This window comes from Mesorhizobium tamadayense, from assembly GCF_003863365.1.
Classification (GTDB): Bacteria; Pseudomonadota; Alphaproteobacteria; order Rhizobiales; family Rhizobiaceae; genus Mesorhizobium; species Mesorhizobium tamadayense.
Genome location: NZ_RQXT01000056.1, coordinates 27000 through 48232, shown reverse-complemented (window position 1 = coordinate 48232; position 21233 = coordinate 27000). Strand labels below are relative to the sequence as shown.

Below are 21233 nucleotides of genomic sequence, written 5' to 3'. Positions count from 1 at the left end.
ATCGGCTGCCATCGGGGAGCGAACAGATTGATGGGCTCGCGCGCAACATCAACAACGAGCTGCCTATCCACCTCAAGCAGCCGGGGTACTTGTTGGCCAAGGCACTCGGCGCATCGGCTCTCGTTGTAACCAGAACCTCCGTATCGCAGATGATGAGTCTGTCGGCTCCTCTTGTGAGCTGCACGAAGTCGTCGTCAAAATGACGCTTCTTAAGATAGTCGAGTTTCCCACCAGAGCAGCCGATCGTATCCTGAAACCTTATCGTCAAGGGTGAGGGCCCAGACCAAGAGAAGGCCCAAAGAAGTCCGGCCCCAGCGGTCACCGCGAGACTGATAATCGCCGCTGCTGCGTTTTGCGCGATGAACGCCAGCCCCTTCGCAAGTATCTCCCGCACCGTTACGGCACCGCTTTTCTGCCGGGCGATAATGCGTAGGCGAGCCATACATCACCGACGCGAAACTCGATCCGCAACCAGCCACTCGCTTCGCCCACTCCACATCGAAAATTTTCATTGCCGCTGAGATTCATTCCGCCTTTGCCAAAGGAAGCATCTCTAAATGCTAATACGCATTCGCCTATTTTGGCGCGATTATCAGCCAGTTGGGTTGGGACGGTCTCTTTAGCTTTCTGAATATCAAGCCGCCCGCCGCTCCTAGCTTCGGCCGAGGCTGCAAACCGAGTAAATTCTTCCTGAAACAATTTAACTAAAGTATCGACATCATCCATATTGTCAAAAATAGTCGCGACGGTCTGCGAAGTTGAAGAAGTTGGATCCTCAAGCGTCTGAACTGTAATGTCGCACCATTGGATCTCTGTGTCTATTGTCAGCCAGCAAGCCGTCGCGTTTGTAACGAAGGCCCCACTGCGGGAAGCTTGAGTACAGGTGCATTGCTCAAGAGAAGGATTTTCAGCGAACGCCGGCTGCCAGAAAACAACAAGCAAAACAGTCGCGATACGAATGCCCTTAATCATCTGTGCCCCCCAGCCGCCAGCCAGCAATCGCAATATGAGTTTTAGTCTGACCCGATTCAAGCTCTACCTTTTGTACTTTCGGCTTGGGAAGCTGCCTTTTTCGCTTTTATACAACTCGCAAATCGGCACCAAGCAAATCAATAGGTTACGGTGATGCTGCGATGCTGTAGCCCGATCGAAACGGATTGAGCGCCATAGCTCGGCGTGAGGGTGCCGCTTGCCAGCCAGACAGAGCCAACAAGTGCGCGCTGGCGTAGATCAAGCACCTGTGCAGATTCTGATCAAATCAGCGCGGTCGCGACATAGGAACGACTCGAGGTGACAAACTCATGCAATTGCGTCGGCGGCATCGCGTTCCAGCGGTGACCAAGTGCTACAGCAAAAGCAGCCGGCCCGGCGAAGTAGAGTTGGATCCCCTTGGGCCTTAGTCGCGCCATAGCAGCATCCACCGCTCGCTTGACGACCGCGACACCGGCTTGCGCTGCTTTCGCCGATACGATCGGCTCATCGAGGTGAAGCCCCAGCACTGCCTCCGTGGGGACGCCGGCAATCTGACCGAGATCGGCGGCAGGATCGCACAGAATGCCGACACAAACGACTAACTGATCACCAGTCAAGTTTGCCGGCTCAGCGATCCGCCAGTTTTGCGGGGGGTCGCTCGGGGCGGGCCGATCATCGGTCGCCCATGAACCATCACGGGTCGGGACCTCCAGTTCGAACCCGGTAGCCGAACGCAGTGACCAGCCGATGATCATCGCGGTCGTCAGTCGGTAGGAGCCCGTAAGCGCGACCCGGTTTATGGCATGGCTTCGCAGCCACCGTGCTGTCCTATCCAACGGCGCAACGAGGTCATCCGCCCACCGTGCCGGTGGCGGAAATACGCCGTCGCGACCGGAAAATGCACTTGCGTCGATCTCGAGACAGCGCTCGTCCGCCTCGTTTCGATCGGAACGGACATGGAGCGGGAAGCTTCGTGGCAGTGGGAGCGACTTGCCCAACGCATCTTCGATGGTCTTTACCAACACGTCTCCACCCAGCGGTGCGCCGATCGACCTGCGCGCAAGAGCGCTCAACGCTTCGAACGCCTCGCCCACCCGCTTCTGCGGTGCTTCCAGGGAAGGATAGGCCCGGTCGAGTTCTACTCCGAAGGTCGCCAAGGCTGCATCGCAATCCGGGAGGTTGCGCTCGCTGACATCGACCGACTGGGCGATGAAGGTCCCCAGTTGATCTCTGTAGGTCTCGACGAGCCTCGTCAGCAACTCGGCATCGCTTGCCGCCATAATATCGGCGAAAGGTGCATAGAACGGACGGGCCTTGCGGACTCGACTTGGATCCCGCGCCAGCCAGCCAACAGTTGCTGGCAAACGAGGTGTGACCAGGCTCTGGACGCGCGCGGCACGCGGATAGGCGCTTTCGAAGCGCGCAAACGTCTCAAAGACCTCCCGCACCGCGGCTGGCGCCAGTGAGCCGGCCTTCGCCTGGAAGCGCTCGAGCAATTGCCCCCTCGGCGCCTGAGGGGCGAAGAACCGTGCTTCCAGATCCTCCAGGCCTTCAAATATCATCTGCTCGAAGGCCGGGTTGGCCAGCCAAGCCGGCAGCCGCGCAAGACCATCCCAAAGTTGATAGTCGAAGCCATCCTGGGCAATCACGCCGCCTACGCCTCGGGCATCGGTCAGAGCCGGTGCCTTCTCATTGCCGCTCAAGTTCAACCTCCAGCAAAACCCGACGCTCGTTTCCTTGCGGGTCAAAGACCCAAGCGCCCGATGTGAGTGTCTCCGCATCCAGCCGTACGATCATCAGAACGGCGAAGGTCCCCGCAAACTGCGCGTCCTGGACGAGCTGCCGCATAGTCGCCGCGTCAGTACCGCTGGGGTGCACCGCGAAGCTCGGGTGGCTGTGCCACTCGCCAATATAGTTGTACCTCGTGTATCGATGCTCGGTTCGATCGAAAAAGCGAATGGAATCCTTTGCGGCCTGCAGCAGATCGACGATGAAGCGGGCGAATGTGCCGGGCCGGGACTGCACGGTCAGTTCCGTCACGCGAAAGTCCGACGGCGCAAGCTGTTCGCCAAACAACTGGCCACCGATTTCCTTGACGCCCGCTCGCTCAAGAGCCGCGAGGAGCCTTTCGGTCTGATCAGCCGCCAGTGCCACCTTCACCAAGCAACTCCTGTATCAGCGCCAACGCGAACGACTGGGCCTCCGGATCGTCGGCGACCGGAGGCCGCGGTCCGCGCTCGCCGACATTGAGTCGGATCGTATGACCGTGTCCGTCGAACAGCCAGGCCTTCCGGTATCCGAACAACAGCCAGGCGGAATCGATCGGAGCGGGATTGCTGTCGAGGATATCGAGGATCACTCGCGCCGCGTGGCCGGCAGTCATCGTGACGGCGGCGTCATCGGCAGCGACCGGGGTGCCATCCTCGGAAAGCATTTCGTAGCGCCTCGGACCGGCCTCCGGCGGTTTGACGCCCTGCTCATCGCACCAGGCCAGAAACGTCGCTCGGCCTTCCACGAAGGGAGGATCGCGGTTTGGTATAGCGGTTGCGATCAGAGCACCGAGCCCGCCTTCAAAGACCTCGACCGAGACGAACGCGCGACCATTCGCGTCCGCGATTGCGGCCAGGAACAGCGCGGTCGCCGGATCGCCGGTCGCATCCACAATGACGTCTCCCTCGGCCACAGCCTCAACCTGCCAGGCATGTGTCTTCGCCGACCGCTGCCAATTCAAGTTGACGTCGATGACCTTCACGTCGGCGCCAGGTACGATCCCGAGGAGCCGGCGCTTTAGCCCATGTACCTTGCGAAACCCGATGTCGCGCCAATCAAGCGCATGGCGCTCCAGATTCCCTGGCAGCATCACGTCGCCATCGACCAACGTCTGGCGATGAGCACCTGAACGCAGTAGCGACTCGGCGATTTTCGACCCGACCGAGCCGGCGCCGACGATCGTAACGCGCTTGACCTCGACATCCGCTGACCGCGACGAGCGCAGACCATCCTCATCTGGAAGAACAAAGACCCCGCGGCTGCTGGTTCTGCCTTCGGCGGTGAGATGAAAGACCCTAAGCTCTGCGCCCTTGAAGATGAGGACGCCGGCGGATGAGGCTTCAACCGCCGCTCCCGTCTCAGGATCGAAGCCGGCAGCCTGAACCAGTGTCGTCCGATCGAGTTCCCCCGCCGGCGGAGCCTCGTCGGAAACATAAATCGGCACTGTGAAGCGCCAACTGTCGATGTCAGGCCCAGGCACCCGGCGGGCACCGCGCCCATCCCCGTCGTCGTGGATCATGATGGGCCATACATCAGTGCTGGCCATCCACCGCAGAGCCTGAACACCGATCGCAGTGCCGGCTCGGATTCGCGTCGCACAGCCCGAGCCGATCAGCACCGGGTTGGCGCCCCAGCCATATGACTGCACCTCGCCAACGGCATGCACCGACGGCGCGCGCACCATGCCCTTCCCAAGAGGGTCCTCGATTTCAAGCAAGTTGTAGGCGCTGCGCAGGACATCGACACCGGTCGCGCCGGCAATCCAGTTGTCCGGCCGCAGTTCCAGACAGAGTGTGCCGCTGCCGTACTGATGCGTCGTCCAGCGGACCTCGTCCTGCGGTTCAACCCATGCCGGAACTTCCGGGTACTGGTCCGGATAGACCAGGCGTACCGGATAGCGCTGGCCATGCGCGATCAGGACACCTTCAGCGCTCAGGCTGCCTTCATGAAACCGCCAGCGCTCGAACTCGAACCAACTCTCGCCGCGAGCAAGTGTCTCGACCGCCGCCTTTTCGGCCGACAGCCTCGCCGAATCAGCCAGCCACCAGAACTTCAAGCGAAGCCACGCGGCTTGCTGGCCGGCGCGGCCATCGCATCGGGGAATGTGTAGCCGGCGGCCACAGGTGTTGCCGCGGCAAAGCCGCCGTAGGAAGCGGCCTTCGCCGGGTTCACGGTCGCCTTGAACCGATCGCCGAACACTCGCCGCCATTGGCGCGTCGCCTCGTCCATGTCATCGGTTTCCTGCGCGCGACGTGCAATGTCGGCGTAGACGCGAACCTTGTCGATAAAGTCCTTCCACTGCGCCAGCGTCACCTTGCCCAGAATGTCGTTCGACTGATCCGCCGGGTCGGCGATGAACGGCTTCTGGTCGAGCGAGGCGAGGAAGCCGTATGCGTTATAGATATTCGTCAGCAACTGGACGAAGGCTGCGCCATAATGCGTTTCCGCTGTCGGCGCATGAAGCGAGACGAGCACTTCAAGCACGAAACCTTTCGGACGCTTGCCGCTAGGGTTAATTCGACGCCACCACTTGAACAGCTTGACGAGCGGCTTGAAGCGGTCGCCGAACCTTTTGTTCTGTTCGGCGCTCCAGGAGGTATGAACCGGCGGGTTGGTGAACTTCCAAATGCCGTTGTCCCGATCCGGAATCATGTAGCCGTTTGACGTCTGCACGACCGGAACGATGTCCATGTCGGCCTGCCATGTCTCGACTCGCACCGAGCGCTTGTTGATGCGTTCGACCTCGTAGCCGTCACCGCCATCCTCGAGTGCCCGGCACACTTCGTTCAGAACATCGTCGGGATGGTCGCTGGTTTCGAAGCTCGTGACAATGATGATGTCGACGTCTGGACGCTCGTGCCCATCAGCTGACGTGCGCGGTCGAATCGACGTGTCGCGCGCATAGCTGCCGGATAGAAAGCTTGAGATATACCTGTCCTTGAACTCTTCCTGCGTTCGAAGGTGATCCCGAATGCCATTGTGTCCGCTAGATGCGTGGGACTTCGTGGTTGGACTTGGCTCGATGTCTGCGAGAAGTTCGGTAAAACGTGCCTGCGGAACCGGCATATGCCCCTCGATGTTCGCTATTCGTTCATATATGTGGACATTGGCTCAAGCGTTCAAGTATCCGGCTCTTGCTCTGGACCGAAATGCACCGGATTTTTGCGAAGATAGAACTCCGGTCACTCCGATGGTCCTTAGTGCGGCGGCCTTGAGGGTTTGAAAGCCGGTTGGCCTCCACGCACCCTTTAAAGCTGTGTGCGATGTCGGCTATCAAAGGGTCTGCCGCCATCGCTCAACAATGGAAATTGCTTGAGTGCTGCGTCAACGACCATCGAGTTGAGCTGGCGTGCGAGACCACGATCGGTGTTCAGGGCAGATTGTGGTCTAAAGCGCCGTATCGAGCTATCCTTGTTGCCGGTATACAGGTCGTCGGATTTGCAAGTCTTGCATCGATAGCCCGTGACAAAAGAATTCAAGCAAAACGAACCCAACAAGCACCATTTCCTTCCGGTTTTCTACCTCAAGGAATGGGCTGGGGCTGACGGGAAGATCGTCCAGTTTAGCAGGCCGAATCTACGTGACGGCTTAGTAAAACCCTTGCGCCGCCACCCGAGTGCTGTCGGCTACATCGATCGCCTATATGCAGCCGAGGGACTGCCGGAAAAAGTCTCAAATCTCTTTGAAACTGAGTTCACCAGGCCCGTGGACACAGAAGCAGCGGCTGCTATGCGGCGGTTGATGAGGGGCCAGTTCGATGTCGACGCAACTCCAAAGGAAGTTGTCGCTTGGATCAAATTCATGCTGTCGCTTATGATGCGAATGCCCGCCGATATAAAGCGGCTCAAACACTATGTTAAGCACGACTGGTTTTCAGACCGCCCGAGTTTGGAGGCCATTTTCAAGCGGTCGGGAATGCAGGGTAATCCCCAAACGGTAGAAGATTACCAGAGGCTTCTAGGCCCAACATTCTATGAACGTGCTGCCATGGTGGCACTCAGCGGCATGATTCAAGCCGAGGTGGCTATCAGGGCAGTAGGGGACTTGCAGTGGACGGTGACCAACGTCTATGGCGACCGCGAGTTTCTTACCTCAGATCGTCCATTGGTCGCCTCGGTCGCGATGAATGGCCCCAAGGCACACATGATACTGCCAATCGGTCCGCATCGCGTCTTCCTTGCGACCAAGACGGAGGAGTTCAGGCGTCAACTGGTCGACCGACCGGCCTGGGACTTCGTGACGAGCGTCAACAAGCATGTCGTAAACAACGCTACCGACTACATCTATGGCAGCAACGGCGCGGCCCTGCGGTTCGTGCAAAAACACATGGGCAAGCTTCGCGAGCAGACCTTCTTGGAAAGGATCAACGACCGCCGAATGGCAGAAATCGCGAAACCTCTGTCGGAACGCGACGATTTTAGAGCCAACTTCTAAGCAATGGAACCTTCGTCCCGTTTCATATCGGTGCAGTCTGTATTGCGCGATCGACGCGGTAGACTCAATGTTGTCGCTGCTTGATGCCGTTGTGAAGATTGTTGCACGCCGGCGCTGTACGGCGCTCCCAGACGTCGGCCGTGACAGACCTCCTTCCTGCCAGCCATCGACGATCCGTCGCGCTTCCGCCGCTTGCGATAAGTAGCGACTCGCTTTTGGGGTTGACCTCGGGGCGGCGGCAGTCAGGCTGCTCGATCGACATTTCAGAAACGGATATCGACAGGCCCGGCCGCCCATTTTTGCGGTGCGCGCTGCACGAGGCGGTGCCGGCCTGATGGTTCCCTTTATGGGCAGAGACAATTCAATACCGGCGATGAACGCCAGACACCCTCTCGCGGCAAGGACTGGTCGCGGCAGCGCACAGGCTGCCAGGGATCGTGCATCTGAACCGACCGCGCGTTCTATATTGGCGATCCAGCCGCGGTCAGGTCGTTCGCCGTGCAGCAGGCGCACAGCAAGACCGGAGGCTTTTGCGTGCGCATCGATGAGCAGTGCGAGCGCAGTTCAAATGCATGACGCCAACACGCTGATGGACGCCCGCTGAGACAAAGGAGGTCTGTTCCGGCGGATGAGAACCGATGCAGACCAGGAACGACGGAACGCACGTTATCCAGCCTGCGGCCGCGCCGATCGCGAGACGGCCGGACCGCGCCGGATTGCCTGTGATGCTGCTCCGTCACTCCGATGGAAAAGTGCGCCACGACGGTTCCCGTGCTGCAAATAAGCAGCGCTGCTACCCCGTCGCAGAGCGCGGAAGACTGCACGGCGCATCGGAACTCAACGCAAGAGTACGGGATCGTGGTGCAGAGCATAGAATAGTGTATTATCGTAGATTGGAGGAGGAACGACGATGGCAATCAAATTTCTCAAAATACGACCGATTAAGATGGCAAGATAAAGCGAGCTCGCGCTCGCGCCTCGCTTTGCTCGGCAAGGTGTTGTCTGCACATTGTTTTCGCCTGCGAAAACGGACCCGCCCTGGCATTTCGGGATGTGCGAGAAGCGCCCGGCGTGGCGCTATCGCACTTATAGTGCTCTCAAATCCGTAACGCCGTCGCAATGTGCAATTCGCCATCTCTACGCTGCAGCCTGTCTTTGCACGCTGGAGCCCGATCAGGGCTTGAAACGTGTTGCGGAGCCTGTATCCGCCGCCGATCCTGTCGAAATGGTTGATGGTGATGAGAGAGATTTCCGTGTCAGGCCGGGTCGGGTGCGAAGCGGCGGGAGGCGCGTCACTCAACGTTCGCTGCCGTTCGTCGCCCAGGTGAAGATCGCCGTCCGCAAGGCCGGCGGCAGCCATGGTCGGAGCGGTGACTCGGCGGGGAGCAAGGGCGGAGGCCGATTCAACACAAGGGGGCGCGGCGCCGGCGTCGCCGCGGGCCTGTCGCGGGATGGTGGTGGCTGGATCCGGGAAGGGGGCTCAGGCCGCTTCCGTGCGCGACGGGTGATGGTCAAGGCGAGGGTGGTGAAGTTCGCGTCCCAGCGCGGCGCGCGCGGTCCGAAATTGCGCGGCGTCTCAATCCGGGCGGTGGATGCGCACCTGCGCTATCTCCAGCGCGATGGGGTTACGCGCGACGGCGAGAAGGGAAAAGTCTATTGCGCCATCGAGGACGGTCGCGACCGCGACGAGGCGAGCGCCTTCATCGAGCGCTGCCGCGGCGACCGGCATCAGTTCCGCTTCATTGTCGCGCCCGAGGATGCGGCCGAGATGGAGGACCTGCGCTCCCTCACTCGCGACCTGATGCGGCAGATGGAAAGCGATCTCGGGACGCGGCTCGACTGGATAGCCGTCGACCATCACAACACCGGCCACCCTCACACCCATATCCTGGTGCGCGGCGTCACCGATCAGGGCAGGGTGCTCAATATCGCTGGTGACTACATCGCGCACGGCATCCGCCATCGCGCCGGCGACCTGGTGACGCTGGAGCTCGGACCACAGACCGAGATCGACATTGCCCAGAAGCTCAGGGCCGAGGTGGAGGCCGAGCGGCTGACCCGTCTCGACCGGATGCTGCTGGCCGAGCAGGAGGAGCGTGGCGTCGTCGACCTGCGCCCCGGTGCGAGCGAGAGCTACACGCTGCGCGCCAATCGCCATTTTCTGATCGACAGGGCCAAGCACCTGGAGCAATACGGCCTCGCCACCGAGACCGAGCCCGGCCGCTTCGTGCTTGCCGATGATGCGGAGCATGTCCTGCGCGACCTCGGCACGCGCAACGACATCATCAAGACCATTCATCGGGCTCTCGCCGACCACGGCATCGCCGAGGAGCGCGGCCCCAGCCAGTACGTCACCCATGGCCAAGAGATCAGCGAGCCGATCTTGGGACGGGTGCTCGACAAGGGGCTTGCCGGCGACGGGCTGGATGGCGGGCTCTATGTCGTCATCGACGGCGTTGATGGACGCACCCACTATGTCGAGACAAGCGACGACGCAAAGCTCGACGACGTTCGGCGCGGCCACATCGTCGCCCTCGAGCCTCTCCCGACAAAGGCAGAGCCTCGCAAAGCCGATCTCAACATCCGCGACATGGCGGCCGAGCACGGCGGCATCTACCGGCCGAGCGAGCATTTGGAAGCGGCTCGGTCCCAGATCGAGCGCATCGAGGGCGATCCTGACGCCTTCATCCGTTCGCATGTACGCCGGCTCGAAGCACTACGGCGGGCCGGGATCATTGAGCGCATCGATGCTGACCACTGGAAGATCCCCGACGACATCGTCGAGCAAGCGGCTGCCTATGACGCCCGCAACCGCGGCCGGCATTTTGCTGTCCGCACGCTTTCCTTCCTCGACCTGGACAGCCAGGTGACGGGCGATGGCGCGACCTGGCTCGACCGGGAACTGGCCTCGGCAAACCGGACACCGTTGGCACAGGTCGGGTTCGGCCGCGAGGTCTCAGAATCCCTGGAGCGGCGGCGACAGAGCCTCGTCGACATGGGCTACGCCAGGCGACTGCCTGATGGCGCGGTTCGTGCTCAGCGCGACCTCCTCCAGCGTCTTGAGCAGGCCGAGGTCGCCCGCGTCGGCCGTGTGATGGCGGCCGAGCGCGGGCTCAGCTTCATTCAGGCCAAGCCTGGCGAATATGTCAGCGGCGGGCTGGTCGGAGCGGCTAATCTCGCCTCAGGTCGCTTTGCCATGATCGATGATGGAACCGGCTTCCAGCTCGTGCCCTGGCAACCGATTCTTGCAAAACGCGTCGGCCAATACATCACCGGGATCGCCCGCGACAGCGGCGGCATCGAATGGAGTTTCGGCAGAAAGCGCGGGCTGGGGTTGTGATGGCTTTGCGGTCAGCTGAGGGTGACTAGTTTCTCGGCACCCTCGTCCACGTGGGTTCACTTCTGAACGCGCAAGAAGCGCCATATGGGGTCAGTTGCACGTTGGTGTCGAGCGACAGCAACGGGCCGGGAGCGGAATGGCAGCTTTGCGCGGTGATTGGCAGGATACAGGACGCACCACTTCATAGAGGAAGCGCCATAAATCCAACGACTAAGGAATCTCGACAAACTTTGCCAAGCCGGTGCCGAGCCGAGTAGTGACGCTCGCTTGAACCGCATTAGGGAAGTCGCCCCAAGAGGCTCGATATGCTGCTAAGTAATTGTCAGCTATAAATTCGCCCGTAGCCGCGCAGATAGCCAAGAAACTTGCGTCTCTCGGACTACTGACTACCGTGTTTTCAATCGTTGCGTTTAACGCAAAATTCGGATGAGCGTGAACGTATTGTGAGAGATCTGTATAGAAATACTCGTTCGGCCGAGATTTAGTTTTTTTGAGCATTTCATAGCTGGCTTCGTAGCCACCATCGACAGCTTTGAGATAGCTCTGAACCCCTTTCGGTAGGAGCATGTCGGCACGTCGCTCCTTCACGGCTTTCAGCTCCACGGGATGATCTTTGTAATACAGCCAAGCGAAAGCGTTCTCGACCGCTGCACGAAGGGATGCGGCCGCACCTCTGTTGGAACCGATCGCCCAAGCGGTGGCCGATTCAAGGAAGGACACCTTCACCCCAGTCAGAAGGAGATGCGCGGGATTGGCCTGATAGAGTTGCCAGTCGCGCTGAATCCAGTGCGTCGCTTGATCTATCGCGGCCATGAACTCTTGAAGAGCGATAGGAATTCCTGAAAGGTTCCCCTCGATGCGGTTCGCAATAATGGTGCCGTCGATCATGAGTCAGAGAGCCGCCAGCCGTCAGTGTGCGATGGACGATGCTCAGAGAACTCCGCGATCGCGGCGTTCAAAACCGCGTTGGGAGAGGCGATACGGATAACCTTCTCCAGCCAGCGGTTAAAGCCCACCTTGCTGGAGAAAGGAGGGAGTTGCAGGGTATCATCGATAAATGCGAGTCGCTTTCCGAGACGCTCGGCAGCTTCGCCGGGACTGGCTGCCCCGTCTCGCGCGAACGAAAGTACATCGTCTCGCACGCGCTTGCTCAAGTTTGCGGACGCTGGTGACGCATCGTCAGTACTCGCAGTTTCCGAAATCCGACGGACCTTCGCTCGCACCCGTGCGTAGCGTTGCTCGATGATACTCGGATCTGTACCCTGAAGATCCATTACGATTGTCCGAAACTCGGATGGGCTTACCTGCGCCGCCGCCAGGAGCGTGAGGATTCGTTCCAACTTCTCCGTCATCATGCGCCCATCCTGGTCCAAAGCTCGTAGGCCACCGCTTTCAGATCCTCCGAGATCTGCGTTTTGCCGGAGACTTTTCGGTGCTTGGCGAAGCCAGTGTGGTCGTCCCGCGCGGTTAGCACCGCAGACATATACACCCGATTGACCAATATCCGATCTTTGAAAAACGCAGCCTGCCGAATGTCCTTTTCCGTGGAGGTCAGGGCAGCGGTGCGTTTGATGCCGTTCATGACGATGTGCAGGTTCGGTTTAGGTTGCACCAACGGATGGTCGATAAGCCGTTTCACGAGGTCCAGCCCCTGTACTGAAAATTTATCCGGACGCACAGGGGCGAGTACATCGGTGGCCACCGTCAAGCCGCAGAAGGTCAGAAACGAAGAGCTGGGATTCATGTCGAGAACGACCAGATCGTACTCGTTTCGGGCGAGGCTGATAGCATGCTTGAAGTATGCCTTGGCATGATTGAGCTTATCATTGTCATTAATGAAGCTGTACTTCGTAAGCTCGAACGTGCCCGGTACTACCGATATCGCCTTGTCAGATTGATTGATGAGATAATAAAGCATCGTCGATGACGCAGATGGCGGGAGCGGAATGTTCGACGAGGTGTTCACGTCGAAGAAATCGGACACAGGCGCAGGCTCAAAAAGACGGAGTATATTTTTGTTGGCATTCTGCATCCCGTCATACTGAGATTTTGTCAGGAGTTGCTGACTCAAATTGTATTGCGGGTCCATGTCGAGAAGGAGAACCCTCTTGGCCTTGTTCTGAAAAATCTCGTATGACACGTTCGAGGCGATAGTAGTTTTACCCACGCCGCCTTTTAAATTTAAAATTGCCAAGACCGGCGCTGCCATGCTCTCCCCCCGGTTTAATCTGAGCTATAGTCCCGGATTTTCTTCTCGTGTCTAGTGGCCGCGGTTCGGCAGTGCGGCACGTCCGTTAGGCTGAGCCCCAATGAGAGGGTCGACGAGCACTCGAAAGCCCATCAGTGGCCATAACCCGCCCGTGATCGGGACACTATTTCTGCACGGCGTTCTCGTAAGCTCGGCTAGCGCCACCCGAAGGGGTGAATCGCTCTTGTTCGTGAGTTGCCGTCGGCCTCGACCTGAACCAATGTCCGGTTTCAGAGAAGCGAACGACCTTCCGCAATGGCTGATTTTGGGGCGCATTGCTGCCATTCGGTCGTGAACTCTCCGATGACCAAAGCGGGTCAAATTTGCCTGTTTGCTACTAGGTCATTTGCTTTCCAGACGCACGCCAGGCCCGCCGCCATTCTCTGGGATGAACTCGATACCGGCAGGATCTGATGCATGGGGGCGCTGCGTATTGTTCTGATGTTGGACCGGGCGCCTGCGGTAGGCCATGATACCTTCGCTGCGTCCGCCAACTCGTCTGTCTATTCTATTCCCCTTCCTTCGCGCTTACTTTGATTCCGCGCCGTTCGGCGTACTCGATCAATGCGAGTTCTATGACCGAGGTGATCGAGCGCCGTTCTGTTTCAGCAAGCTGTTGAGCCAACGCCAACACCGGCGGATCAAGGCGGGTGGTGAACGGCTTTTTTGTCATTTTCGCTCTACGGCTTGATATTTGGTTTCAAAGGGCGCATTGATATGCACGTGCGTTGCACTTGCATTGCACGCGCAAGGGCTGACTAGAGTGCGTCAACACTCAAGCCAGCCTGACCACAACCAAGCTGTTCAGGAGCTCGGATCATGGGTGATTCCGACAATACCACGACTCTGCCTCTCGTCACCCGCAGGAGGGTACTTGCGGGAACGGCAATTGCAATGGCGGGATGGCCGCCGAAGGCGTTTGCCCGCAGCGGTTTGGAAAAGAACCAGACCGCCGATCCTGCGGTGGCGGTGTGGCGCAAATGGAAGGCGGCGCACGATGAGACTGATCGGCTGTGCCGTCAGCAGCAGCGCCTGGAGCGGAAACTGGCAGAATCCGTTGGGTTTCCTTGTGCGACCGTCCTGCTGCGCGACGGCGAGGGCGTGACGCTGCATTCACTTGAGGCGCTTCACGAAGTGCTCGATCTTGGTCCGGAAGACGCGGCAACGCGCGCGCAGGCTGAAGCCGACTTCGCGGCCCATCAGGCGCGCTGGGATGCCGCCGACAGGGAAATCGGCTACTCGGCGGCGTTGCAGGCCGAACGCGAGGCTGGCGACCGGGCGGAAGACCTGGTCGAGGTATTGTCCGAAACCCCCGCCGCTTCCCTTGCCGGTGTGGCAGCCAAGCTTGATGCTGTGCTCAGGGAAGGAGAGTCTTCTGAAAACGATGTCGAGTTTCCTTGGCCGCAGATACGATCGGCACTCAATGACGTTATCCGCATCGGCCAGCGGCTTGTGCCGGAGCAGATGTTTCCAAACGACATGCTCCAGCTGACACCTCTTCGGAAACGAGGAGGGGACAGTTTGCGAGTCTTGACCGAGGCGGATGGAGGCGCAGCGTGAAAAAGCTGACCGATCGATTGCGGATAATAATTGAAGATGGTCCTTTTCGTGGCGAGATAGCGGAGCTCGACGCGATGGTGCTTCGTGATTGGTCTGTTATTAAAGTCGCCGACGCGGCAAAAGCGTTGTGGGGCGATTTGGCGGTAACGGCGATCGCTTGGGGCGCTCTGGCGGCTAATTGCGATGGCGACATGCCGGAATACCGCTTCTGGTTTCAGGTTTTTGATTGTCTTCGAGCGGAGTCGGTGCAAACCGAGGTGGAAAGGATGATGGCCCCGGTCAACCGACGTTCCGTAAATTGAGCGCCGTCATGTGCAGGTTGCCCGTGGCCAGCTTCTAGGTCGGAGCGGAATCGGTCGCCAGCCAGTCAAGGCCAAAACCGCTCTGCACTGACGCTTGTCGCGTTAACCTTGACCGGCCGATTCCGACCCGGTGCAGGTTTAGGAAGCAGACAAAGGAGCGGCGTGAGCGGGGTCAGACCATTCCAGTAGCCAGCCCCGGTCATTTGTCTCCGGTGTGCCGGCATGAGTTCTGCATTTGCGCAACTCGATTGCGGCGACCTTCGCCCGCCAATCCTGTCAGGCCGGCATCTATCCGATTTCTACGCTGCGGTGTCCCGTTTGCACGATCGATGGAGCGCGCCTCTTTCCCCGCTGCTTGTGATGGCGATGCTCGGTTTCGTGAAGCCGGCACAAGACAAACTCAATGGTTCGTCGCTCCGCGAAAGCGTCCCTGCGGAGGCGCCGGAGGAGCTACGCAGAGCCATGCTTGAGTTCGTCGAAGCCCTTGCCGTCGCCGATGCCAGGCGCGATCATCGCATCGCAATCGGTGTTTCGATCGATTCCGCGTTTGATGCAGATCACGCCTAGAAGGCTCCCGAGACATGACACGGGCCGCTATTTACGCTCGCTTTTCGACCGAGCTACAAAACGAGAAGTCCACCGAAGACCAAATTGCGCTGTGCCGTGCATACGCAGTTCGCAATGGTCTCAATGTCGTTGCCGTCTATGAGGACAAGGCTCGCTCCGGAGCGTCGGTATTCGGCCGCGACGGCCTAATGACTCTAATGGAGGCGGCACGCCAAAATGCGTTCGATGCGGTTGTCGTCGAGGCGCTTGATCGCCTGTCACGCGACATGGAGGATCTCGCAGGCCTTCACAAACGGCTCTCTTTCCTCGGCATTGAAATTCAGGCTGTTCATGACGGCATCGCCGATGCGATCCTCGTCGGTATTCGTGGACTTGTCGGTCAGATGCAGCGGGAAGACGGTGCCAAGAAGGTGCGTAGGGGCATGGCTGGAGTAGTTCGGGACGGGCGTCACGCCGGAGGACGCGCCTATGGCTATCAAGTAGTCCCAGGTCGCCCTGGCGAACTGGAGATTGTCAAAGAGGAGGTAGAGGTCGTCCGGCGCATCTTTGCCGCCTATACAGCCGGGCGCACCCCACGCGAGCTTGCTGGTGATCTCAACCGGGAAGGCATTGCACCACCGCGGGGAACGCGATGGAACGCTTCCACTATCAACGGAAATGCGCAACGCGGGGCAGGGCTGCTCTTCAACGAGCTCTATGTCGGACGCATCATCTGGAACAAGGTCCGGATGATGAAGAACCCCGATACTGGCAAGCGCGTCTCCAGGCCAAACCCGAAGGACCAGTGGCAGACAAAAGAAGTGCCGCATTTACGGATCATCGATGACGAAACGTGGCTGAAGGCACAGTCCCTCAAGGCCGAGAGGGTGAGGGTATCTTCTCAGATCAAGCGCCGGCCCGCTCACCTATTATCCGGTCTCCTTCGCTGCGGCGTCTGCGGATCGGGCCTGTCGGTTCATGATCGTGACAAGACCGGCAAGACGCGTATCCGGTGCTCGGCGGTTCGCGAAAGCGGGAGCTGCTCCAACCGGCGCATCCTTTACCTGCCCGAGATCGAGAAGGCGGTCCTCGACGGCATGCGCGAACAGCTGAGGGTTCCAGAGCTGATCGAAGCCTACATCCGCAAATACAATGAAGAGCGTCGGCAACTGGCCACACAGGCCACTGCAATGCGCACAGGACTGGAAACCAAGCGCGATCGCATTGAAGGCGAGCGGCAGCGCACCATCGACCTCGTCATCAGGAATGTCATTGCCGAAGAGGATGCCAAACAGCGCATTGCTGAACTCAAGACACAGCGGCTTCAGGTCGAAGCGCAACTTGCCAGCCTTGATGAGCCGCCGTCGACCGTTGCTCTTCACCCCACGACCGTGGGGCGCTACATCGAAACCGTCGATGCTCTTTCAAAGGCATTGGCTGACCACGCCAGTGCCGCAGACGACCGTGGGCCGCTCACTCAAAACTTTCGGGCGCTTGTTCACAGCGTCACGGTGCACCCCAAGCCTGCACGCGAAGGCTTCGAGATCGAGGTGAAAGGCAAGCTTGCCGCCCTCATCGGCAGGGGCGCATTCCCCAGCGCGCGCTATGCCGAAAACCGCGCAGCAACGGGCGGCCGCTATCGCGCACCTATTACGCACGATAGTGGGTTTGAGGTGGTAGCGGAGGAGGGACTTGAACCCCCGACCCCAGGATTATGATTCCCGTGCTCTAACCAACTGAGCTACTCCGCCAGGAGTGACGAGGCTCGAAGAAGCGCACGGATCGTGGGCAATTCGAAGCGTTCGCCAAGGTCGCGCGGATATAAGGTTGGCGGGGCAAAGCTGTCAAGCCGGACGCGCCAGCATAATCTCATCCCGGAAAAGCTTTGCCGGGCAGACGCTGAAGCGCATGCGGCGGGGTTGAGTTCGACGGGGCACGTCGCTATGTCTCGGCCATGAAATTCTAGAGTTTGAACGAATGAAGCCGCGCATCGCAGTCCTCGGTTGCGGATACTGGGGCAGCAACCACATCCGCACCCTCAAGGCGCTTGGCGCGCTCCATGCCGTTTCCGACGTCAATCGCGCCCGCGCCGAAGGGTTCGCCAGCGAGCAGGAATGCCTGGCGATAGAGCCGGACAAGCTGTTCGAGCGCGCCGATGTCGATGCCGTCGTCATGGCGCTGCCGCCGCAATATCATGCCGACACGACTGTTCGCGCCGTCGAGGGCGGCAAGGACGTGCTGGTGGAGAAGCCGATCGCGCTGACGGTCGCCGACGCCGAGCGCTCGGTGCAGGCGGCGAGGAAAAACGGCCGCGTCTTCATGGTCGGCCACGTGCTGCGCTTCCATCCCGCCTTCGAGACGCTGAAAGCGCTGATCGACAATGGCGAGCTCGGCGAGGTGCGCTACATCCACTCGCACCGGCTCGGCCTCGGCAAGTTCCACACCGAGAACGACGCGCTCTGGGACCTTGCGCCGCATGATCTGTCGATGATTCTCGCCATCACCGGCACCGAGCCGATCGAGGTCAGGGGCGAAGGGGCGGCACTGCTCGACAATCTCAGCGACTTCGCGCATCTGCACATGCGCTTTCCCAACGGCGTGCGCAGCCATCTCTTCGCCTCGCGGCTCAACCCCTATCGCGAGCGGCGGCTCACCGTGGTCGGCACCAAGGCGATGGCGGTGTTCGACGATGTCGAGCCCTGGGAGCGCAAGCTTGCCGTCTACCGGCACGCGGTCTGGCAGGACAGCGGCCAATGGGCCTTCACCGCCAACGAGCCGTCCTATGTGGCGGTCGGCGAAGGCATGCCGCTGACGCGCGAGCTGGCGCATTTCATGCAATGCATCGAGACGCGCGCCGAACCGCGCACCGATGGCGAGGAAGCGATCCGCGTGCTGCGCATCCTCACGGCGGGCACGGTGACGCATAGCGGCTCGTCCGCTTGAGTCACGCAAAGACAATCCTGAAGTGAAGCGCCGACTGAAAGGGCGGGTTACTCGGCGGGGATGTGCGCGGGCCGCTGCGCGAGCCTCGAAAGCATAGCCTCGGCCTCGGCACCGCGCTCTGAGCGCTCGATGAAGCCGCCGCCGAAGACACGCGCCTCGTTGCAGTCGTCGGAATAGAGAACGCAGGCCTGTCCGGGCGCGATGCCTGATTCGCCGTCGACCAGCTCGACCGAGGTCACGCCGTCGCGGTGATGCAGCACGGCCGGGCGCGGCGGCCTGGTCGAACGGACCTTGGCGAACAGCTCGATCCCGCCTTCCGGAACGTCGGAGAGCGGGCCGTCGCCGAGCCAGTTCATGGCGCGCAGGTAAATCTTGTGCGTCTCCAGCGCCTCGCGCGGGCCGACAATGACACGGGCGCCCTCGGCGTCGAGATGAACGACATAGAGCGGCTCGCCGGAAGCGACGCCGATGCCGCGGCGCTGGCCGATCGTGTAGCGCAGGATACCTTCATGGCGGCCGAGCACGCGGCCATCGATATGGACGATATCGCCAGGATTTGCCGCGCTTGGCTTCAGCTTGGCGATGATGTCGGAATACTTGCCCTGCGGCACGAAGCAGATGTCCTGGCTGTCCTGCTTGGCGGCGACCGTCAGCCCCATCTCCTCGGCGATCATTCGCACCTGCGGCTTGGAGAGACCGCCCAGCGGGAAGCGCAGATAGTCGATCTGCGCCTGCGTGGTGGCGAACAGGAAATAGCTCTGGTCGCGGTCCGCATCGACCGGCCGGTAGAGCGCGCGATGCGCGCCGTTGGCGCGCGAGCGGATGTAATGGCCGGTGGCCAAAGCGTCGGCGCCGAGATCCTGGGCGGTGGCCAAAAGGTCCGCGAACTTGACCGTCTGGTTGCAGGAGACGCAGGGGATAGGCGTCTCGCCGGCGACATAGCTCTCGGCGAAAGGATCGATGACCGCTTTGCGGAAGCGCTCCTCGTAGTCGAGCACGTAATGCGGGATGCCGAGCGTCTCGGAGACTCGGCGGGCATCGTCGATATCCTGGCCGGCGCAGCAGGAACCCGCCCGGTGCGTTGCCGCGCCGTGGTCGTAAAGCTGCAGGGTGACGCCGACGACGTCATAGCCTTCGCGCTTCAGGATGCCGGCAACGACCGACGAATCGACGCCGCCCGACATGGCGACGACGACGCGGGTGTTTTCTGGGCGTCCGGGAAGGTCGAGGCTGTTCATGGTTCTTTCAATCTGCGTGGCGCTGACTGCCAATGACAGGAATATAGGTCAAGCGCTCCGGGTGCGCCAGCTTGCCCGCCAAACCGATTTCTCCCGGCAAAATCAGGGCCGGGGCCGCGATTGTCTCAAATGCCGAACGAAAACCTAACGTGACGTTCACGATCCTTACCTAGTCATTAGGGTTCGCTTAGGCAATTTTTAAAGCTGTGGCGGTACCGTGGCGGGGATTGGGTCTTTGAGTTTTTAGTAGAGAGTACGATGACCGATCTGGTTAGACCTAGAGTCAAGTATGTTATCGGGCCTGACGGCAGCCCTCTCACGATAGCCGATCTGCCGCCGACGAATACACGGCGCTGGGTTATCCGGCGCAAGGCGGAGGTGGTCGCTGCCGTGCGCGGCGGACTGCTCAGCCTGGAAGAAGCCTGCCAGCGCTACAAACTCACTACCGAGGAATTTCTCTCCTGGCAGGCATCAATCGACGAATACGGTCTTGCCGGACTTCGCACGACGCGGATCCAGCAATACCGGCACTAGGCTTCTGCTGCCGGAGACAGAAGGGCGCGGATTCCGCGCCCTTTCATCTTTCCGGAGAGCCTTCCATTAGACCGTGAGCACGACCTTGCCGATCGGCCGGGTCGCAAGGAAGGCATCGGCAGCGCCCGCCTGATCGAGCGGGAAGGCCTTCGCCACGTGGGGCGACAGCTTCTTGGCGTCGACCAGCTTGGCGAGCTCGACAAGGCCTCCGCGGCCGCATGCGCAATGGCGAGCTGGCGCGCAAGCTGGAAGGTGCTCACCCAGACGCTGTGTGTGCTGGAGCGCGACGGCCTTGTCCGGCGCGAGATCTATCCGGTCTTCCCGCCGCGGGTTGAATACGAGCTGACGGAGCTTGGCCAGAACCTGACGGGATTGCTCAGCCAGATCCGGTCCTGGGCGGAAGAGCATGCGCCCGACATCAAGGATGCCCGTGCCAGAGCATCGGCGAACCATCAGGTCGATATGGCGATGCTGCCTTGAAGCGGGAGCACGGGCAGGAGCTGTCCGGACGCGGTTTCAAGGGCTGCCGGAAAATCCCGGCTATAGCGGCAAAGCGCGCAGCTCAGCCGATCATGGCGCTGCGGCCGCCCACTTCCGTATCGCGAATCTTGCTGTCGCGTGATTCCAGCATCTCGGCCTTGGAAAGCTCCGCTTCAGCTTCGCCGAGTAATGATTCGGCCATGGTTCGCTGCTGGGCGAGGTCGCTCTGCGAGTTCCTAAGGTTGTCGCGGCGCAGGCGCGCCGCCTTGGCGAAGGTCGGATAGGCAAAATGATTGATGTCGGTGATGCCGGCTTTTTTCTCTTCGGCGACGATCTGCGCCTCCAACTCGGCGGCCATGCGTTCGAACTCGGCGATCATCATGTCCAACTGCAACAGCTGGCGCCGCTTCTCATTCACCTGAAACTGCTTCAGCCGAACGAGGTTTTCACGTGACTTCATGACTCGGTACTCCCGGAAACGCACACCTGCATATCGTCTCTTCGGCCTGGAAAGGCCCACGCGTCACCCGTTTCCCCCGGCTTTCCCCATTCTATGGGAAACAAAGCCCTAAAGTTTTTTGCCGGCGGTAACCATTCGTTTACGGGCATTGTTAATCATACGGGCGAGGACTTAAGGCCGGGTAAAAATTCCGGCTGCGACGAGAAGCCGGCCTGCGAGTCTCTGGAGTCACTTAGGCTGACGAATTAATGTGGTACATGAGCGATTTGGGTCTGTGATTCGTTATTAGATTCAAGTGGGTGTAGAAAGGGGTTAAAAAATCTGATATCGTGGCTGACACGAAATTAGGATTTGTTAACCAATCGGTGGCACCTTCTGTTCAGGCAATCACTGCTCCGGTCCCGGA

Annotated in this window: 23 protein-coding genes and 1 tRNA gene; 10 read left to right on the top strand and 14 right to left on the bottom strand. The window is 60.1% G+C overall.

The features are described from left to right. On the top strand, positions 1 to 203 hold a 203-nt coding region (locus EH240_RS38575), incomplete at its 5' end, for a hypothetical protein (protein ID WP_206075348.1). 193 nt (positions 204 to 396) lie between these two features. Here the strand turns inward: EH240_RS38575 and EH240_RS30830 are convergent. The 5 genes from EH240_RS30830 to EH240_RS30810 all read right to left on the bottom strand — a co-directional run bounded on the left by EH240_RS30830 (position 397) and on the right by EH240_RS30810 (position 5808). Next, positions 397 to 972 (bottom strand): hypothetical protein, encoded by a 576-nt coding sequence (locus EH240_RS30830; RefSeq protein WP_125005659.1) that lies wholly within the window; start codon positions 970 to 972, stop codon positions 397 to 399. A gap of 281 nt (positions 973 to 1253) precedes the next feature. Further along, positions 1254 to 2675 (bottom strand): SAVED domain-containing protein, encoded by a 1422-nt coding sequence (locus tag EH240_RS30825; protein WP_245436530.1) that lies wholly within the window; start codon positions 2673 to 2675, stop codon positions 1254 to 1256. Further along, entirely contained in the window at positions 2662 to 3132 is a 471-nt protein-coding gene (locus tag EH240_RS30820) for a M67 family metallopeptidase (protein ID WP_125005655.1), read from the bottom strand. Before EH240_RS30820 ends, EH240_RS30825 begins: the two co-directional genes overlap by 14 nt. Next, entirely contained in the window at positions 3110 to 4798 is a 1689-nt protein-coding gene (locus EH240_RS30815; RefSeq protein ID WP_125005653.1) for a ThiF family adenylyltransferase, read from the bottom strand. Before EH240_RS30815 ends, EH240_RS30820 begins: the two co-directional genes overlap by 23 nt. Next, positions 4795 to 5808, bottom strand: a complete 1014-nt coding sequence (locus EH240_RS30810; protein WP_125005651.1) for an SMODS domain-containing nucleotidyltransferase — start codon at positions 5806 to 5808, stop codon at positions 4795 to 4797. Before EH240_RS30810 ends, EH240_RS30815 begins: the two co-directional genes overlap by 4 nt. A 396-nt stretch (positions 5809 to 6204) precedes the next feature. Between EH240_RS30810 and EH240_RS30805 the strand changes: the two genes are divergently transcribed. Together EH240_RS30805 and EH240_RS30800 are read left to right on the top strand one after the other, a co-directional pair. Next, the gene (locus EH240_RS30805) at positions 6205 to 7176 is read left to right on the top strand and encodes a DUF4238 domain-containing protein (RefSeq protein WP_125005649.1); all 972 of its coding nucleotides are present in this window, start codon (positions 6205 to 6207) and stop codon (positions 7174 to 7176) included. Between the two features lie 1525 nt (positions 7177 to 8701). Beyond that, positions 8702 to 10516: a DUF3363 domain-containing protein gene (locus EH240_RS30800; RefSeq protein WP_245436528.1), complete on the top strand. Its 1815-nt coding sequence runs from the start codon at positions 8702 to 8704 to the stop codon at positions 10514 to 10516. A gap of 210 nt (positions 10517 to 10726) precedes the next feature. Here EH240_RS30800 and EH240_RS30795 read toward each other — a convergent pair whose 3' ends face one another. The 4 genes from EH240_RS30795 to EH240_RS30775 form a co-directional block, all read right to left on the bottom strand. Further along, positions 10727 to 11404 (bottom strand): hypothetical protein, encoded by a 678-nt coding sequence (locus EH240_RS30795; protein WP_125005645.1) that lies wholly within the window; start codon positions 11402 to 11404, stop codon positions 10727 to 10729. Beyond that, positions 11401 to 11871 carry a hypothetical protein gene (locus EH240_RS30790; protein ID WP_125005643.1) on the bottom strand — a complete coding sequence of 157 codons (471 nt, stop codon included), beginning with the start codon at positions 11869 to 11871 and terminating at the stop codon, positions 11401 to 11403. Before EH240_RS30790 ends, EH240_RS30795 begins: the two co-directional genes overlap by 4 nt. Next, positions 11868 to 12725 (bottom strand): ParA family protein, encoded by an 858-nt coding sequence (locus EH240_RS30785; RefSeq protein WP_125005641.1) that lies wholly within the window; start codon positions 12723 to 12725, stop codon positions 11868 to 11870. The genes EH240_RS30790 and EH240_RS30785 overlap by 4 nt, the downstream gene beginning before the upstream one ends. Positions 12726 to 13272: 547 nt before the next feature. Beyond that, on the bottom strand, positions 13273 to 13437 hold the full coding sequence (locus tag EH240_RS30775; RefSeq protein ID WP_125005639.1) for a toxin-antitoxin system HicB family antitoxin: 165 nt from the start codon (positions 13435 to 13437) through the stop codon (positions 13273 to 13275). Between the two features lie 146 nt (positions 13438 to 13583). Between EH240_RS30775 and EH240_RS30770 the strand changes: the two genes are divergently transcribed. The 4 genes from EH240_RS30770 (at position 13584) to EH240_RS30755 (ending at position 16890) form a co-directional block, all read left to right on the top strand. Continuing rightward, the gene (locus EH240_RS30770) at positions 13584 to 14324 is read left to right on the top strand and encodes a hypothetical protein (RefSeq protein WP_206075347.1); all 741 of its coding nucleotides are present in this window, start codon (positions 13584 to 13586) and stop codon (positions 14322 to 14324) included. Beyond that, the gene (locus EH240_RS30765; protein ID WP_125005637.1) at positions 14321 to 14626 is read left to right on the top strand and encodes a hypothetical protein; all 306 of its coding nucleotides are present in this window, start codon (positions 14321 to 14323) and stop codon (positions 14624 to 14626) included. Before EH240_RS30770 ends, EH240_RS30765 begins: the two co-directional genes overlap by 4 nt. 360 nt (positions 14627 to 14986) lie before the next feature. Continuing rightward, the gene (locus tag EH240_RS30760) at positions 14987 to 15193 is read left to right on the top strand and encodes a hypothetical protein (RefSeq protein WP_125005635.1); all 207 of its coding nucleotides are present in this window, start codon (positions 14987 to 14989) and stop codon (positions 15191 to 15193) included. Positions 15194 to 15207: 14 nt separating this feature from the next. Continuing rightward, complete coding sequence (locus tag EH240_RS30755; protein ID WP_125005667.1) at positions 15208 to 16890, top strand: recombinase family protein; 1683 nt, start codon at positions 15208 to 15210, stop codon at positions 16888 to 16890. Here the strand turns inward: EH240_RS30755 and EH240_RS30750 are convergent. Further along, positions 16847 to 16923 (bottom strand) — tRNA-Met (locus tag EH240_RS30750). The two genes, EH240_RS30755 and EH240_RS30750, sit on opposite strands and share 44 nt — an antisense overlap. Before the next feature lie 226 nt (positions 16924 to 17149). On the opposite strand from EH240_RS30750, the gene EH240_RS30745 reads away from it, so the two are divergent. Then, complete coding sequence (locus EH240_RS30745; protein ID WP_125005633.1) at positions 17150 to 18115, top strand: Gfo/Idh/MocA family protein; 966 nt, start codon at positions 17150 to 17152, stop codon at positions 18113 to 18115. Between the two features lie 47 nt (positions 18116 to 18162). On the opposite strand, the gene mnmA is transcribed toward EH240_RS30745, so the two are convergent. Beyond that, positions 18163 to 19353: a tRNA 2-thiouridine(34) synthase MnmA gene (gene mnmA / locus EH240_RS30740; RefSeq protein WP_125005631.1), complete on the bottom strand. Its 1191-nt coding sequence runs from the start codon at positions 19351 to 19353 to the stop codon at positions 18163 to 18165. A gap of 7 nt (positions 19354 to 19360) precedes the next feature. Next, positions 19361 to 19513 (bottom strand): hypothetical protein, encoded by a 153-nt coding sequence (locus EH240_RS38240; protein ID WP_167484225.1) that lies wholly within the window; start codon positions 19511 to 19513, stop codon positions 19361 to 19363. Positions 19514 to 19611: 98 nt separating this feature from the next. Between EH240_RS38240 and sciP the strand changes: the two genes are divergently transcribed. Continuing rightward, positions 19612 to 19887 carry a CtrA inhibitor SciP gene (gene sciP, locus EH240_RS30735; protein WP_006203587.1) on the top strand — a complete coding sequence of 92 codons (276 nt, stop codon included), beginning with the start codon at positions 19612 to 19614 and terminating at the stop codon, positions 19885 to 19887. Between the two features lie 66 nt (positions 19888 to 19953). Here the strand turns inward: sciP and EH240_RS39940 are convergent, their stop codons facing one another. After that, the gene (locus EH240_RS39940) at positions 19954 to 20073 is read right to left on the bottom strand and encodes a hypothetical protein (protein ID WP_342634116.1); all 120 of its coding nucleotides are present in this window, start codon (positions 20071 to 20073) and stop codon (positions 19954 to 19956) included. On the opposite strand from EH240_RS39940, the gene EH240_RS30725 reads away from it, so the two are divergent. Next, positions 20044 to 20367 carry a winged helix-turn-helix transcriptional regulator gene (locus EH240_RS30725; protein ID WP_342634115.1) on the top strand — a complete coding sequence of 108 codons (324 nt, stop codon included), beginning with the start codon at positions 20044 to 20046 and terminating at the stop codon, positions 20365 to 20367. The genes EH240_RS39940 and EH240_RS30725 overlap by 30 nt on opposite strands. Before the next feature lie 82 nt (positions 20368 to 20449). On the opposite strand, the gene EH240_RS30720 is transcribed toward EH240_RS30725, so the two are convergent. Next, positions 20450 to 20827: a flagellar export protein FliJ gene (locus EH240_RS30720; protein WP_125005665.1), complete on the bottom strand. Its 378-nt coding sequence runs from the start codon at positions 20825 to 20827 to the stop codon at positions 20450 to 20452. Positions 20828 to 21233 lie beyond the last annotated feature (406 nt).

Bases quoted from the DNA above. Each gene is read 5' to 3' on its own strand.
- EH240_RS30795 (WP_125005645.1), bottom strand. From the start codon at position 11,404: ATGATCGACGGCACCATTATTGCGAACCGCATCGAGGGGAACCTTTCA.
- EH240_RS30830 (WP_125005659.1), bottom strand. From the start codon at position 972: ATGATTAAGGGCATTCGTATCGCGACTGTTTTGCTTGTTGTTTTCTGG.
- EH240_RS30755 (WP_125005667.1), top strand. From the start codon at position 15,208: ATGACACGGGCCGCTATTTACGCTCGCTTTTCGACCGAGCTACAAAAC.
- EH240_RS30745 (WP_125005633.1), top strand. From the start codon at position 17,150: ATGAAGCCGCGCATCGCAGTCCTCGGTTGCGGATACTGGGGCAGCAAC.
- EH240_RS30775 (WP_125005639.1), bottom strand. From the start codon at position 13,437: ATGACAAAAAAGCCGTTCACCACCCGCCTTGATCCGCCGGTGTTGGCG.
- EH240_RS30760 (WP_125005635.1), top strand. From the start codon at position 14,987: ATGGCGATGCTCGGTTTCGTGAAGCCGGCACAAGACAAACTCAATGGT.
- EH240_RS30810 (WP_125005651.1), bottom strand. From the start codon at position 5,808: ATGCCGGTTCCGCAGGCACGTTTTACCGAACTTCTCGCAGACATCGAG.
- mnmA (WP_125005631.1), bottom strand. From the start codon at position 19,353: ATGAACAGCCTCGACCTTCCCGGACGCCCAGAAAACACCCGCGTCGTC.
- EH240_RS30785 (WP_125005641.1), bottom strand. From the start codon at position 12,725: ATGGCAGCGCCGGTCTTGGCAATTTTAAATTTAAAAGGCGGCGTGGGT.
- EH240_RS30720 (WP_125005665.1), bottom strand. From the start codon at position 20,827: ATGAAGTCACGTGAAAACCTCGTTCGGCTGAAGCAGTTTCAGGTGAAT.
- EH240_RS30770 (WP_206075347.1), top strand. From the start codon at position 13,584: ATGGGTGATTCCGACAATACCACGACTCTGCCTCTCGTCACCCGCAGG.
- sciP (WP_006203587.1), top strand. From the start codon at position 19,612: ATGACCGATCTGGTTAGACCTAGAGTCAAGTATGTTATCGGGCCTGAC.
- EH240_RS30790 (WP_125005643.1), bottom strand. From the start codon at position 11,871: ATGATGACGGAGAAGTTGGAACGAATCCTCACGCTCCTGGCGGCGGCG.